The sequence below is a fragment of the Burkholderia sp. AU33803 genome (assembly GCF_002223095.1).
Lineage (GTDB): Bacteria > Pseudomonadota > Gammaproteobacteria > Burkholderiales > Burkholderiaceae > Burkholderia.
In genome coordinates this window covers 1,443,831-1,458,872 of the sequence record NZ_NKFJ01000004.1, presented here as the reverse complement: position 1 = coordinate 1,458,872, position 15,042 = coordinate 1,443,831, and the positions used below count along the sequence as shown (strand labels likewise).

Below are 15,042 nucleotides of genomic sequence, written 5' to 3'. Positions count from 1 at the left end.
TGTCGCTCAGATCGCGTCGAGCGGGATCTTCAGGTAGCGCACGCCGTTGTCTTCGGGCTCGGGCAGGTGGCCGGCGCGCATGTTGACTTGCACGGACGGCAGCATCAGCACGGGCATCGCGAGCGTGGCGTCGCGCGCGGTGCGCATCGCGACGAAATCGTCCTCGGTCACGCCGTCCTTTACGTGCACGTTCGCGCGGCGCTGCTCGGCCACGGTCGTCTCGAACTGCACGTCGCGCCCGCCCGGCTGGTAGTCGTGGCACAGGTACAGGCGCGTGTCGGGCGGCAGCGCGAGCACGCGCGCGATCGAGCGGTACAGCGTGCGCGCGTCGCCGCCGGGGAAATCGCAGCGGGCTGTGCCGTAGTCGGGCATGAACAGCGTGTCGCCGACGAATGCCGCGCGCTGCGTCGCGTCGTCGACGCAGTAGGTCATGCATGCGGGCGTGTGGCCCGGCGTATGCAGCGCGCGGATCGTCAGCGCGCCGAGCGCGAGCGTGTCGCCGTCGTCGAGCAGCCGGTCGAACTGGCGGCCGTCCTGCGCGAAGCCGGGGCCGGCGTTGAACAGCATGCCGAACACGTGCTGCACGCGGCGCACGTGCGAACCGATCGCGATCTGTCCGCCGACGTGTTCCTTCAGGTACGGTGCGGCCGACAGGTGGTCGGCATGCACATGGGTTTCCAGCAGCCAGTGCACGTCCGCGCCCAGTTTGGCGACGCGGGCGATCAGCCGGTCGGCGCTCGCGGTGTGCGTGCGGCCGGATTTCGGGTCGTAGTCGAGCACGCTGTCGATCAACGCGCACGCGCGGCTCGCGGTATCGAGCAGCAGATAGCTGACGGTATGGGTCGCCGGGTCGAAAAAGCCTTCGACCGACAGCGTGGTGGCATCGCTCACGGGGTGTCCTCGATCGGGTTCTGCATCTGCAATCGGGAGGGGTAATTCAAGAAGCGTGCCAGCCTCCGCCGAGGCACCGGTCGATCCGGCAGGGACTTGATTTGGCTCGGGTTTTCGGTGCAACTGCAGCGATGCGCGCGTGTCGGTGGCGCTCAGCTGCCGCTGCCGACTGCCATGTTTGGCAGTGTCGTGGCAGAATTGGCAGTCTGCCTGGCAGTTCGTCGGGTACCCCCTTCATCGAGCGTCCGCATGAATCCGCACGACACCATCCCGATCGTCCCCGCGCCGCGCCACGACGCCATGCCCGACGTGCGCGCGCTCGTCGCATATCTCGAGCAGGATCCGCAGCCGATGATCGTCGTCGATCCCGACTACCGCATCCTCGCGGCGAACGATGCGTACCGGCGCCAGTTCGGCGTCGCGGGCGTCGAGCACGTGGGCCGGCACTGCTTCCAGGTCTCGCATCACTACGACGTGCCGTGCGACCAGGCGGGCGAGCATTGCCCGATGAAGCAGGCGCTCGAATCGCGCGGGCTGAACCGCGTGCTGCACATCCACCACACGCCGCGCGGCCCCGAGCATGTCGACGTCGAATTGCGGCCGATCTTCGATGCCGACGGCAACGTGATCGCCTATGTCGAGCGGCTGACGACGGTGCGCAGTGCATCCGCGCAGCCGAGCGCGGAAGGGCTCGTCGGCGGTGCCGACGCGTTCAACGCGGCGCTCGGCGCACTGCAGCGCGTAGCTCCCTCGATGCTGCCGGTGCTGCTGCTCGGCGAATCGGGCACCGGCAAGGAGCTGTTCGCGCGCGCGCTGCACGAGGCGAGCGACCGCGCGATGGGGCCGTTCGTCGTCGTCGATTGTTCGGGGATCGCCGAGACGCTGTTCGAGAGCGAGCTGTTCGGTTACGAGAAGGGCGCGTTCACGGGCGCGAACCAGCGCAAGCCGGGCCTCGTCGAAACCGCGCAGGGCGGCACGCTGTTTCTCGACGAGATCGGCGACGTGCCGCTGCCGATGCAGGTGAAGCTGCTGCGCCTGATCGAGTCGGGCACGTTCCGGCGCGTGGGCGGCGTCGAGGCGCTGCGCGCGGATTTCCGGCTGGTCGCGGCCACGCACAAGCCGCTGCGCGAGATGATCGACGACGGCCGGTTCCGGCAGGACCTCTACTACCGGATCAACGCGTTTCCGATTCCGTTGCCGGCGCTGCGCGAGCGGCGCGGGGACGTTGCGCTGCTGGCCGAGTCGATCCTGCGGCGGATCGCGAACACGCGCGCCAGCGCGGGCGACGCGGGGGCCCGTCCGTTCGCGGCCCGGCCGTTCGTGCTGACTGAGCGCGCGCTCGCGTGTCTCGATGCGTATGCGTGGCCGGGCAACATCCGCGAGCTGCGCAACGTGCTCGAACGCGCGTGCCTGTTCGCGGACGACGGGACGATCCGCATCGAGCATCTGCCGGCCGAGCTGGTCGCCGCATCGGCCGAACCGCAGGACCGCGCTGCCGATGTGCGCGGCGTGTCGGATGCAGAGCTCGTGCGTATCGCGCGCACGTTCGACGGCACGCGCAAGGCGCTCGCCGAGCAGGTCGGGATGAGCGAGCGGACGTTGTACCGGCGGATGAAGGCGCTCGGACTCGGGGCGCGCGAGCGCTGAGCGGGCGCATGCGACGGGTGGCTGGTAGTGGCAGGCGGCTTTGTCGATAATGGCGCGTTCGATCCCGATCCCACCTCCCACGTCGCCGATGAAGAGCCGCTTCCTTTCGCCTCACCTGTTTCTCGCAGCCATTGCGCTGTGCAACCTGGCGCAGGCCGCCGCCGAGTACACGTGGACCGACGCGGCCGGCGCGCATGCGGTGACGCTTGCGAGAACCGAGTCCGGCGACGACGTTGAGCTCAAGGTCGCCGCGACGCTCGACGGCCGGCCCGACTGGACCGTGCGTGACTACGTGAAGGCATGCCCGGTCGACGTGATTCTCGACGTCGTGCCGGCATCGATCGAAATGCGCGACCTGCTCGGCAACGGCCGCAAGCAGTTCCTGTTCGCGTACAAGATCGGTTGTCGCGGCGATGTGAGCGCCGACCAGGTCAAATACTTCCTGATCGACCAGGGCACGAAGTACGTGCTGCGCGGCGAGGAGACGGTCACGGTCAACGGCAAGTTCATGGACGGCGGCGCGGCGCCCGTGCCGAGTGCGGACCTGAAAGGCCAACCCGCGTTTCTGCGCTACATGACGAAGCACTGGCACGGGATCAGCGTGCGCGACTATCGGTAGGCATGCGCGCGGCGGCCGCAGCGGTGCGTTCCACCCGCGCCTGTCAGTGAAACGGGCGGCACGCGGAAAACCCGCCTGTCGCCCGCAACCTCATGCGCTCAACCTGCTCAACGCGCCGGCGCCAGCTGCGCCATCGCCTCCCGCACGAATCCGATCAACGTGTCGTCGATCCACGAATCCTTCGTCAGCGACGGCTCGTTCATCATCGCGTGGCGGAATTTCGCATGCGTGGCCGGATCGTTGCCGGCATAGCTGCAGAACAGCGTGAGCCAGCGCTGCGCGAGCGCGCGGCCTTCCGGTGAATCCGGTTTGGCACCCGCCTCGATCGCGTCTCGCACGTCGCCCATCAGTTGCGGCCATGCCATCGCGCTTTCACCGTAGTGCGCCCGCATGAAACGGATCTCGTCCGGCGTGAGGTACTTCTCGAAGATCCGCATCTTGTTCTCCGACGACGCGCGCAGCACATAGTCGCGCAGCGCGGTCGAAATCCCGATCTTCGACTGCATCGCCGGTTCGTGTTCGTGCATCAGGTTCAGCTTCGCCAGCAGCCGCGGATCGTTGTTCGTGTCGCGCACGAGCAGCGCCATCCAGCGGCTGGCGAGCGCACGGGTGCGTTCGTCCTCGGCGGGCACGCCCGCGTCGTGCAGCGCGCGAACTTCATCGACGAGCGCGATCCATTCGGCGTCGCCCGTCTGGCTCTTCTGGTACATCGGCAGGCGTGCGAGTTCTTCCTCGGAAAAGTATTTGTCGTACACGGTCATCAACTCCAGTGTGGTGAGCCAATCGGCCAGCTCCGGCTCCGTGCCCGCGGCGAGCTGCGCATGCAGATTCACGAGCCGCTCGCGCAGCTGCGCGGTCTGCGCGAGCTGACGGTCGAGCAGCGCGATCTGCTTCGCGACGATCTCGACGAGCGGCGTGTCGGGCTGGTTCAGGTGGTCGCCGATTTCGGCGAGCGACAGGCCGAAGCGACGCAGCGCCTGGATCTGGTGGAGCCGGGCGATGTCGTGGCGGTCGTACAGCCGGTAGCCGTTGTCGGCGCGCGCCGAAGGCGTCAGCAGACCGATCGCGTGATAGTGATGAAGCGTGCGGACGGTCAGCCCGCTGCGTTTCGCCAGTTCTCCCACTTTCAGTCGCATTCGTTCCTCCATTCGGGTCGCACACTGGAGTCTCGAACGTTACGCTACGTGAGGGTCAAGCGGAAGATCGGAAATCGGGTGCGCGGCGGGAATCCGCGCACCCGATCGCAGGGCCGGCTTATTGCGGCGAAGGCGGGGTGTCGGCGCCGGCGGCGCGCGCTTGCTGGCCGGTGGCGGAAGCGTCGGCCGCGTTGCCGGACGGGCCGGCCTTGTCGACCGGCGGCGTGCCCATCGCCTGGTAAAGCCGCGCGGTATCCGCGAACCGTGCGCCGGTCGCGCGGATCTCGTCGAGCCGCGCATTGCGATACTGCAGCTCGCTGGCGCGTGCGGCCGACGGCGGCAGCGCGCCGAGCCGCACGCGGGCCGCCGCGTCGTCGTACGCGCCGCGCGCGGACAGCGCGGCGCGGGACGACGCATCGAGCGCTTCGGCGTCGTGCTCGAGCGCGGCGAGCGAATCGGCGACGTTCTGGAACGCGCCGAGCACGGCCTGCTTGTACTGGTCGACGGCGGCCTCGTAGGTCGCCTTCGCCGCGCGGCGCTGCGCGAGCAGCGCGCCGCCATGGAAGATCGGCTGGCTCAGCGACGCGCCGACGTTCCAGATCGCGCCGGCGCCGGACAGCATCGTCGGCCAGCTGAAGCCGCCTTTACCCATTGCGGCCGACAGCGACAGCTGCGGGAACATCTGCGCGGTCGCGAGGCCCACTTCGGCCGCGGCCGCCTTCAGCCCCGCATCGGCCGCCTGGATGTCCGGGCGGCTTTGCAGCAGGTCCGACGGCACGACGACGGGCACCTGTTCGGGCAGGTGCAGGTCGGCGAGCGTGAGATCGGCCGGCGGCTGGTCAGGCGTGCGGCCGACCAGCACCGCGAGCGCGTGGCGTGCCGAGTCGCGCTGCTGGCGCAGCGCGGGCAGGCTCGCCGCGAACGTGTCGGCGCTTTGCCGCGCGTTCAGCGCGTCGCTGCGCGACGCCGATCCGAGCGCGTAACGGCGTTCGGCATCGTGCGCCTGGTCGTTGGCGAGCGCGACGAGCCGCTCGGTCGTATTGATCTGCGCATTCAGCACCGATACCGTGATCGACGCGGTGACGATGTTCGCGGCCAGCGCGCGCCGTGCGGAGTCGAGCTGGAACGCGCTGACGTCGACGCGGCGCGCCAGCGCGCGGTTCGCGAAACGCGACGCGCCGAACAGGTCGATCGTGTAGCTCGCCTGCAGTTGCCCGACGAACGAGTCGTACAGCAGCGTCGAGTCGCCGAGAGCTGGAATCGGCACGCCGAGGGCGCGCTGGCGCGACGCCTGGCCGCCCGCATCGATCGACGGCAGCATCGAGCTGCCGATCTGCCCGCGCAACTGTTCGCGCGCGGCATCGAGGGAGTGCGATGCCGCGCTCAACGTCGGGCTGTTGCGCAGCCCTTCGTCGACGAGCGCGTTCAGCGCGTCGGAGCGGTACTGCTTCCACCAGTCGGGCACCGGCTTCGCGCCGACCTCGAACTGCTGCGTGACGCCTTGCGCGGACACGGTCTGCTGCACTTGCGGCGTGGCGCCGTAGTGCGCGGGTGACGGCATCGCGGGCGGCTCGCCGCTCGGCGCGAACCACGCGCACCCCGCGAGCGGGCCGGCGAGGCTCGCCACCGCGAGTGCCCGCACGGCTTGGGTTTTCAGGTTCATCGATCGATCCATGGTCAGGCTCCCGACGGCGCGGCAGGCGTGCCGCCAGGCGGCGGGCCGTCCTGCGGGTCGCGTTCGTCGTGCTTCACGCGGAACCACGTCGCGTACAGCGCGGGCAGGTAGAACAGCGTCAGCACGGTTGCACTCGTGATGCCGCCCATCAGCGCGGTCGCCATCGGCCCGAAGAAGTTCGAGCGCAGCAGCGGGATCAGCGCGAGCACGGCGGCCGCGGCCGTCAGCGTGATCGGGCGGAAGCGCCGCACGGTCGCGCCGATGATTGCGTCGATACGGCGGTGGCCGGCTGCGATGTCCTGCTCGATCTGGTCGACGAGGATCACCGAATTGCGCATGATGATCCCGAACATCGCGATCACGCCGAGCATCGCGACGAAGCCGAACGGCTGGCCGAACAGCAGCAGCGTCGCGACCACGCCGATCAGCCCGAGCGGCGCGGTCAGCACGACCATCAGCACGCGCGAGAAGCTCTGCAGCTGGATCATCAGCAGCGTGAACACGGCGATCGCCATCAGCGGCATCTGCGCATTGATCGACTTCTGCGCCTTCGCGCTTTCCTCGACCGAGCCGCCGATGTTGATCTGATAGCCGACCGGCAGTTGCGCGCGCAACGTGTTCAACTTCGCGTCGACCGCATGGGTGACGTCGATGCCTTGCGCGCCGGCGCGCACGTCCGACTGCACGGTGATGGTCGGCTGGCGGTCGCGCTCCCACACGACGCCGTATTCGAGCGTCGGCTTGAAGCGGCCGAGCGAGCCGAGCGGCACGGGGCCGTTCGGGGTCGGCAAGGCGAGGCCGGCGAGCTTGCCCGGATCGACGCGATCCGCCCGCGGCGCGCGCAGGTCGACCGCGATCAGCTTGTCGCGCTCGCGGTACTGCGTGACGGTCGTGCCGGACAGCGTCATCGCGAGGAAGCTCGACACGTCCTGCGACGTGACGTTCAGCTCGCGCGCCTTCTTCTGGTCGATCTCGAAGCGCACCGAGCGCTCGGCCGGCTCGTCCCAGTCGAACTGCACGTTGACCGTGCGTGCGTCGCCGCGCATCGTCGCCGCGACCTTCTCGGCGATCGAGCGCACCGTCGCGATGCTGTCGCCGCTCACGCGGAACTGCACCGGATAGCCGACCGGCGGGCCGTTCTCGAGCCGCGACAGCCGCGAACGTACGGCCGGGAACTGCTCGTGCAACGTGGTTTCGAGCCAGGTCGCGAGCTTCTCGCGGTCCTTCACCGATTTCGCGGTGATCACGAACTGCGCGAAGTTCGGCAGCTGAAGCTGCTGGTCGAGCGGCAGGTAGAAGCGCGGCGCGCCGCTGCCGACGAAGTTCACCGAATGATCGATCTCGGGGCGCTTGTCGATCGCTTTCTCGAGCCGTTCGGTCTCGCGCAGCGTCGCCGCGAACGACGCGCCTTCGGGCAGCCGCAGGTCGACCAGCAACTCGGGGCGGTCGGAGCTCGGGAAGAACTGCTGCGGCACGAGCGTGAAGCCCATCAGCGCGACGACGAAGAGCGCGCCGGTGATCAGCAGCACGACGAAGCGCCGTTCGATGCACCAGTCGATCCAGCCGCGCAGCCGCCGGTAGAACCGCGTGTCGTAGATGTCGTGCTCGTGGTCGTCGGGCAGGTGCGCTTCATGCGCTTGCCGCTTGCGCTCGGGCAGCAGGTGGAAGCCGAGCAGCGGGATCAGCACGACCGCCGCGAACCACGATGCGATCAGGGCGATCGCCGACACCTCGAAGATCGAGCGCGTGTATTCGCCGGTGCTCGATTTCGCGAGCGCGATCGGCAGGAAGCCCGACACGGTGACGAGCGTGCCCGTCAGCATCGGGAACGCGGTGCTCGTATAGGCGAATGCGGCGGCGCGGGCACGGCTGTAGCCCTGTTCGAGCTTCACGGCCATCATCTCGACCGCGATGATCGCGTCGTCGACGAGCAGCCCGAGCGCGAGCACGAGCGTGCCGAGCGACACCTTGTGCAGCCCGATGTCGAACAGGTACATGAAGAGGGCGGTGACCGCGAGCACGACGGGAATCGAGATCACGACCACCATCCCGGTGCGCAGGCCGAGCGACACGAGGCTCACGACCAGCACGATCGCGACGGCTTCCGCGACGGCTTCGAGGAAGTCGTCGACCGAATGCGCGACCGCATGCGGCATGCTCGATACCAGCGTCAGCTTGAGGCCGGCCGGCAGCTGCGCCTGCAGGTCCTTCGATTCCGCGTCGAGCGCCTTGCCGAGCCGGATCACGTCGCCGCCCGGCTGCATCGTGACGCCGATGCCGAGCACCGCGTGGCCGCCGGCGCGCATCTGCGTGACGGCCGGATCGTCGTAGCCGCGCTTCACCGTCGCGAGATCGCCGAGCCGGAACGTGCGGCCGTTGATGCGGATCAGCGTGTCGGCGATCGCGTCGACGTTGTCGAACTGGCCGCTCGGCCGCACGAATACGCGATCGTCGGCGGTCGTCAGCGTGCCGGCCGACGAGATGTCGTTCTGCGCGTTGATCGCCTGCCCGAGCTGCTGCGGCGAGATGCCGAGGCGCGTGAGCTGCGCGTTGTTCACCTCGATGAAGATCCGCTGGTCGGGGTCGCCGAAATAGTCGACCTTGCCGACACCCGGCACGCGCAGCAGCACGGTGCGCAGCTGGTCGGCGTAATCGTGGAGCTGCGCGGGCGTGAAGCCGTCGCCTTCGAGCGTCCAGATGTTGGTGTAGACGTCGCCGAATTCGTCGTTGAAGAACGGACCCTGCACGCCGGGCGGCAGCGTATAGCCGATGTCGCCGACCTTCTTGCGGATCTGGTACCAGGTTTGCGGCACGTCCTTCACCGGCGCCGAATCCTTCATCGTGAAGAAGATCAGCGATTCGCCGGGGCGCGAGTAGCTGCGCAGGAAGTCGATGGCGGGCGTTTCCTGCAGCTTGCGGCCGATCCGGTCGGTGACCTGTTCCTGCACCTGCCGCGCGGTCGCGCCGGGCCAGAACGTGCGGATCACCATCACGCGGAACGTGAACGGCGGGTCTTCGGACTGCGCGAGGCGGGTGTAGGCAAGCATGCCCGCGAGCGTCGCGAGCGCGATCAGGTAGACGACCAGCGCCTGGTGGCGCAGCGCCCACGCCGACAGGTTGAAGCGGCCTTCTTCGTAGGAAACGCTCACGATGCGAAGTCCTCCGGATGCAGCGGCGCGATCGCGCGGACCTTCTCGCCCGCGCTGACCGTGTGCACGCCCTGCAGCACGACGCGCTCGCCGGGTTGCAGCCCGTGCGACACCGTGACCGTGCGCTCGTTGAAGCGCGCGACGTCGACGCGGCGCAGCTCGAGCGTGTCGTCCTTCGTGCGCACGACCCACACGGCCGGTTGCGGGCCGTCGTGGAACAGCGCGGTCGCGGGCAGCGTGATCGACTGCGCGTCGCCGGCGGCCGGTGCGCCGTCGAACGCGACGCTGGCCGTCATCCCGAGCCGGATCGCCGGGTCGGGCGCGGCGAGCGTGAGCTTCACGCGGTACGTGCGGCTTTGCGGATCGGCGGCCGGTGCGATTTCGCGCACCTTCGCGGCGAACGGGCGGCCCGGCAGCGACGGCAGCGTGACGGTGGCCGCGTGGCCCGGCGTGAGCGATGCCAGCGCGGCCTCGGGCACGTCGCTGACGACGTCGACGTCGCCGGACCATGCGAGCTGGTAGACGGCCTGGCCGGCCGACACGTTCTGGCCGGTGTCGGCCTGTTCGGCGGTGATATAGCCCGCGTGATCGGCGACGAGCGTCGCGTAGCGGAGCTGGTTCTTCGCGAGCGCGAGCTGCTGCTGCGCCTGCTCGCGCTGCGCGAGCGCCGACGTGTAGCTGTTCTCGGTCTGCTCGAGCTGCGCGGTCGCGATCAGGTTCTCGCGCGCCTGCGCGCGATCGCGGTCGAGCTGCTGCTTCGCGAACGCGAGGCTGTGCGTTGCGGCATCGAGTTGCGCCTGCGCGCTCGCGGCGTTCTTCTCTACATCGGACGGATCGAGCAGCGCGACGACCTGGCCGACCTTGACCGTATCGCCGAGGCGCACCTTGCGCTCGATGATCTTGCCGGCGATGCGGAACGACAGCGGGGTGGCGTAGCGAGGCTGGATTTCGCCGGGGAGCGTGCGGGCGACGGCAGCGTCGTCGGCATGAGCGGGCAGCGCGACGACGGGGCGCGGGGCGGGCGGCGCGGAGTCTTTCGGATGACAGGCGGCGACGACGAGCGCGGCGCCGACCAGCAGCGCGACGCGGGAACCGGAGCGATTCACGAAACCCCCAGATGAGGTGAGAGCGAGAGCGGAACGAAGCCGGCAAGCGCGGCGGGCGCTTGCCCCGAGCGGCGCCGGCACGGGCGTGCGGACACCATCTTTCAGAAACTGTGGCGAATTCTAATACACACCTGTATCTGAATGCAAAGATGAATCCGTAAGGGAAAGGGTGCTAGACTGCGCGCCATGAAACCTCAGCGCTTAACTCGCGAGCAGAGCAGGGACCAGACGCGTGAACGTCTGCTGATTGCCGCGCACCGTATTTTTCTGAAGAAAGGTTTTGTCGCCGCGAGCGTCGAAGACATCGCGGCCGCGGCCGGCTATACGCGCGGCGCGTTCTACTCGAATTTCCGCAGCAAGTCCGATCTGCTGCTGGCGTTGCTGGAGCGCGATCACGCGGAAGTGCAGGCCGACTTCCAGGCGATCTTCGACGGGGGCGGCACGCGCGAGCAGATGGAGTCGATGTCGCTCGCGTATTACCGGACGCTGTTTCAGGACGACGAATATTCGCTGCTGTGGGGCGAGGCGAAGCTGCAGGCCGCGCGCGACGCGAAATTCCGCGTGCGCTTCAACCAGTTCCTGCATGGCAAGCGCCTGCAGATGGCCGAGTTCATCCGGCGCTTCTCCGAGCGCGCGGGCACGCCGCTGCTGCTGCCGGCGGAGACGCTGGCGTTCGGGCTGATGTGTCTGTGCGATGGCGTGCAGTCGTACTACACGGCCGATCCGCAGCACGTGTCGGCCGAGGCGGCCGAGTCGGTGCTGGCAGGGTTCTTCGCGCGCGTGGTGCTCGGCCGCGCACCGGACTGAGCCGCCCCCGGCCCCGGCCTCGAGCCCCCTTCGTCACGCTGCCGGCCGCGACCCGACCGGTCAGCGTTCGCCGGTCATTCGCCGGTACGCATCGAGCAGCGACGTCTTGTAGACGACCCCGGCGAGCGTCGGCTCGGCTTCGCTTTCGATCACCGGCAGGCGTTCGCCCTGGAACGCCATGAAGCGTTCGAGCGCGGTGGCGAGCGGCATGTCGGGCGTGAGCAGCGGAAACGGCGTGTGCACATAGTGCGCGGCCGTCTTGTCGGCCGTGTCGCGCTTGTCGAGCAGGTCCGACGTGATGTCCTTCAGCGCGACCGCGCCGCGAAAGCGCCCGGCGTCGTCGGTCACGTACAGATACTTCACCGGATATTCGAGGAACACGCGCGTCATGTCGGCGACGCTCGCGGTGAGCGGCACGACCGTCTGCGCGGGCTGGATCAGTTCGCGCATCTGCGTGGTGCGGATCCGGCTGCGTTCCTCGGCATCCTGGTGGTGGTGCAGCGTGATCTCGTACATCGACGTCGTGCCGGTCGCGCGCGCGACGAAGTACGCGAATACGCAGGACACCAGCAGCGGCAGCACGACCTGGTAGCTGAGCGTCATCTCGAAGATCATCAGGATCGCCATCAGCGGCGCCTGCGTGGCGCCCGTCAGGAACGCACCCATGCCGACGATCGCGTACGCGAAGTACGCGGACGTATGGCCGGGCCATACGGCTTGCATCGCGAGCCCGAACAGCGAGCCGAACACCGCGCCGACGAACAGCGTCGGCGTGAACACCCCGCCGATCGCGCCGGAGCCGACGGTGGCGGAGGTCGCGATCACCTTGAACACGAGCACCGCGACGAGTGCCTGCCAGGTCCACGGCGAGTGGAGGATGAGGTTCACCACGCTGTAGCCGTTGCCCCACACGTCCGGCACCCACACCGAGATCACGCCGACGACGAGGCCGCCGAGCGCGAGCCGCACGGGCAGCGGCACGGGCAGCCGCTTGAACTGGTTCTTCGACGCATCGAGCAGGTGCAGGAACTGCGGCGCGAGCACGCCGCACAGCGCGCCGAGCACGACGAACAGCAGCACTTCGGGGCCGGTGACGGCCGGGAACACCGGCATCTCGTACGGCGGCCGGTAGCCGGCGAATTCGCGCATCACGATGTTCGCGACGACCGACGAGACGATCATCGGCCCGAGACTTTCCATCGCGATGCCGCCGAGCACGATCTCCGACACGAAGAAGGCGCCGGCGATCGGCGCGTTGTACGCGGACGTGATGCCGGCGGCCGCCCCGCAGGCGACCAGCAGGCGCAGGCGCGGCGGGTCGAAGTGCACGAAGCGGCCGACGAGCGACGCGGCGAGCGCCGCGAGCTGCACCATCGGGCCTTCGCGGCCGATCGAGCCGCCGCTGCCGATCGTCAGCAGCGACGACACGCTGCGCCACAGGCTCTGGCGGACCGGCACGATGCCGTTGCCGAGCGCGACCGATTCCATGTAGTCGGTCTTGGCGGCCTGTTTGGCGCCGCGGGTGGCGAGCAGCAGCACGCAGCCGGCGAGGAAGCCGCCCGCGGCCGGCATCCAGAACCGCACGTACCAGGGCAGGCGCTTGGCCATCTGCACGAAGCTGCCGCTTTGCCCGGAGATCAGGTGCTGCATCAGGTCGATGCCTTCGCGGAACGCCATCGTGGCAAAGGCGCCGCCGACGCCGACGATGGCCGACCAGATCAGCATCGTATGGGCGTCCGACAGGCGGAACAGCGTTTGAGCGCGAGTGCGCAGCTTCAGCAGGAACGAGAGCACGGCTGAAAGAGGGCGATGGAAAACGACGCGAAGCATAGCACTGCGCCGCGCCCGCGGGACCTTCCCGTCGGGCGCGGCGCGCGAAGCGTCACGGGCGGGCAGCTCAGCCAAGCCAGTGCTGCACGGCCCAGGTGATCCCGTAGCCGCCGGCGATCAGCCACACGTACAGGATCAGGCCGGTCATCAGCGCCCGGGGGCCGGCTGCGCGGATCTGCGCGACGCGGGTTTCGATGCCGAGCGCGGTCATGGCCATCGTCAGCGCGAAGGTGTCGAGCACGTTCAGCGTGTGGGTGACGTCGGTGGGCAGCACGTTCAGCGAATTGACGATCACGAAGCCGAGGAAACCGAGCGCGAACCAGGGCACGGCCACCTTGCGCTTGCCGTGCGCGCCGCCGGCGGTCGCACGTGCCGAGCGGGCCAGCCACGCGCCGAGCATCAGCAGCACCGGGACCAGCAGCATCACGCGGGTCATCTTGACGATCGTCGCGACGTGCGCGACCTGCGGGCTGATGTCGCTCGCGGCGCCGACCACCTGCGCGACCTCGTGGATCGTGCCGCCGAAGAACAGGCCCAGGCCGGCCGGATCGAGGTTCAGCAGCCCGGCGTGATACGCGATCGGGTACAGGAACATCGACAGCGTGCCGAACAGCACGACGCTGCCCACGGCCATCGCGCTCTGGTGCGGCTTCGACTGCAGCGTCGATTCGAACGCGAGCACGGCGGCCGCGCCGCAGATCGCGCTGCCGGCGGCGGTCAGCAGCGCGGAATCGCGGTCGAGCTTCATGATCCTCATGCCGGCCCAGGTGCCGATCACGAGCGTGCTGACCACCACCAGCACCGACACCGTCAGGCCCGGCAGTCCGACCTGCGCGATTTCCTGCAGGCTCACGCGCAACCCGAAGAACGCGACCGCGATGCGCAGCAGCTTGCGCGCGGAGAAATTGACGCCGGCTGCCCAGCTGGCCGGCATGCCGTCGCGCAGCGCGTTGCCGTACAACGCGCCTGCGACGATGCCGACGATCAGCGGCGACAGGCCGAGCCCCGCGATCGCGGGAAGCTGGGACAGGCTCGTGACGGCGGCGGCGAACAGCGCGACGAACAGCACGCCGTTCAACTGGCCGCGCATCGACGGCGCGGTGGGGCTGAGATGGGGACTCGGAGCAGTGGACATGGAAGCACCGTGATGGAGCGTGTGACGATGGTGTAATCCTAATTTCGTTATATCGATATGAAAAATTGTGATTTGTGACGTAAACTATCCGGAAAGCCGATAATTTATCCCCATGACCCCGGATCAACTGATAACGTTCGCCGCCGTCGCCGAGCACCTGAACATCAGCCACGCCGCCGTGGCGCTGCATCTGTCGCAGCCGGCCGTGTCGGGCCAGTTGCGGCTGCTCCAGGACGAATTCGGCGAGCCGCTGTACCAGCGCGAAGGCCGAGGTATCCGCCTGACTCCGGTCGGCGAGCAGCTCGCGCAGTATGCGAAGGCGCAGCGCGACACCTTCGCGCAGGCGCGTGCGTTTCGTGACGCGGTACGCGGCCTCGAGGCCGGCACGCTGCGCATCGGCGCGAGTACGACGCCCGCGAGTTACCTGTTGCCGTACCTGATCGCGGCGTTCCAGCCGCGTGCGCCGCGCGTGGCGATCCAGACGATGAGCGGCAACACGGCCGACGTCGTCGCGGCGTTGCCGTCGCTCGATATCGCGATGATCGAAGGGCCGCCCGGCGAGGCGCTGCCGCCGGGCACCGCGGTGCACGCGTGGCGCGAGGACGAGATCGTGGCGATCGTGCCGACCGGCCATCCGCTGGCCGCTCCGGACTATGCTTCGGGGGTCACGCTCGACGCGCTGGCCGCCCATCCGCTCGTGCTGCGCGAGGCGGGCTCCGCCGTGCGGCAACTCGTCGAGCGCGCGTTCGCGCAAGGCGCGGCGCCGATGCGCGTCGCGTTCGAGATCGCGGGCGTCGAGGCCGTGAAGGAAGCCGTGCGGGCCGGGATGGGCGTCGGGTTCGTATCGGCGATGTCGCTGCGTCACGACGATGCCGCGCTCGTCCTGCGCTCGCTCGCGCCCAAGCCGCTCACCCGTCACTTTTCCATCCTCGTGCCGCACGGCGGTGCGCCGTCGCGGGTCGCCGCCCAATTTCTCGAAATGAGCCTCGCGCACGACCTCGCCTGAGCGCCCGAACCCGGCCCGGGAACGCGCGTTGCGCGCCGTCG

At 68.8% G+C, this 15,042-nt stretch carries 11 protein-coding genes; 4 read left to right on the top strand and 7 right to left on the bottom strand.

Annotated features, from left to right (window positions below):
* Nucleotides 1-6: 6 nt before the first annotated feature.
* Nucleotides 7-891, bottom strand: coding sequence for an MBL fold metallo-hydrolase (locus CFB41_RS09230; RefSeq protein WP_089456284.1), 885 nt, complete (start codon nucleotides 889-891; stop codon nucleotides 7-9).
* A gap of 249 nt (nucleotides 892-1,140) precedes the next feature.
* Here CFB41_RS09230 and CFB41_RS09225 point away from each other — a divergent pair, with 249 nt between their 5' ends.
* Nucleotides 1,141-2,538, top strand: coding sequence for a sigma-54-dependent Fis family transcriptional regulator (locus CFB41_RS09225; RefSeq protein WP_089456283.1), 1,398 nt, complete (start codon nucleotides 1,141-1,143; stop codon nucleotides 2,536-2,538).
* A gap of 88 nt (nucleotides 2,539-2,626) precedes the next feature.
* The gene (locus tag CFB41_RS09220) at nucleotides 2,627-3,157 is read left to right on the top strand and encodes a M949_RS01915 family surface polysaccharide biosynthesis protein (RefSeq protein ID WP_089456282.1); all 531 of its coding nucleotides are present in this window, start codon (nucleotides 2,627-2,629) and stop codon (nucleotides 3,155-3,157) included.
* Between the two features lie 107 nt (nucleotides 3,158-3,264).
* Here the strand turns inward: CFB41_RS09220 and CFB41_RS09215 are convergent, their stop codons facing one another.
* From CFB41_RS09215 to CFB41_RS09200, 4 genes are all read right to left on the bottom strand, one after another.
* A complete protein-coding gene (locus tag CFB41_RS09215; protein ID WP_089456281.1) occupies nucleotides 3,265-4,293 on the bottom strand; it encodes a MerR family transcriptional regulator in 1,029 nt (342 codons plus the stop codon).
* A gap of 118 nt (nucleotides 4,294-4,411) precedes the next feature.
* Nucleotides 4,412-5,968: an efflux transporter outer membrane subunit gene (locus tag CFB41_RS09210; RefSeq protein ID WP_089456280.1), complete on the bottom strand. Its 1,557-nt coding sequence runs from the start codon at nucleotides 5,966-5,968 to the stop codon at nucleotides 4,412-4,414.
* Between the two features lie 2 nt (nucleotides 5,969-5,970).
* A complete protein-coding gene (locus CFB41_RS09205) occupies nucleotides 5,971-9,117 on the bottom strand; it encodes an efflux RND transporter permease subunit (RefSeq protein ID WP_089456279.1) in 3,147 nt (1,048 codons plus the stop codon).
* Nucleotides 9,114-10,223 (bottom strand): efflux RND transporter periplasmic adaptor subunit, encoded by a 1,110-nt coding sequence (locus CFB41_RS09200; protein WP_089456278.1) that lies wholly within the window; start codon nucleotides 10,221-10,223, stop codon nucleotides 9,114-9,116. Before CFB41_RS09200 ends, CFB41_RS09205 begins: the two co-directional genes overlap by 4 nt.
* A gap of 186 nt (nucleotides 10,224-10,409) precedes the next feature.
* On the opposite strand from CFB41_RS09200, the gene CFB41_RS09195 reads away from it, so the two are divergent.
* Complete coding sequence (locus CFB41_RS09195; RefSeq protein ID WP_089440174.1) at nucleotides 10,410-11,030, top strand: TetR/AcrR family transcriptional regulator; 621 nt, start codon at nucleotides 10,410-10,412, stop codon at nucleotides 11,028-11,030.
* A gap of 60 nt (nucleotides 11,031-11,090) precedes the next feature.
* Here CFB41_RS09195 and CFB41_RS09190 read toward each other — a convergent pair whose 3' ends face one another.
* Nucleotides 11,091-12,824, bottom strand: a complete 1,734-nt coding sequence (locus CFB41_RS09190; RefSeq protein ID WP_208450617.1) for a ClcB-like voltage-gated chloride channel protein — start codon at nucleotides 12,822-12,824, stop codon at nucleotides 11,091-11,093.
* Between the two features lie 103 nt (nucleotides 12,825-12,927).
* A complete protein-coding gene (locus CFB41_RS09180) occupies nucleotides 12,928-13,995 on the bottom strand; it encodes a YeiH family protein (protein ID WP_089456276.1) in 1,068 nt (355 codons plus the stop codon).
* Between the two features lie 112 nt (nucleotides 13,996-14,107).
* Between CFB41_RS09180 and CFB41_RS09175 the strand changes: the two genes are divergently transcribed.
* Complete coding sequence (locus CFB41_RS09175) at nucleotides 14,108-15,001, top strand: LysR family transcriptional regulator (protein ID WP_089440170.1); 894 nt, start codon at nucleotides 14,108-14,110, stop codon at nucleotides 14,999-15,001.
* The last annotated feature ends 41 nt before the right edge of the window (nucleotides 15,002-15,042 follow it).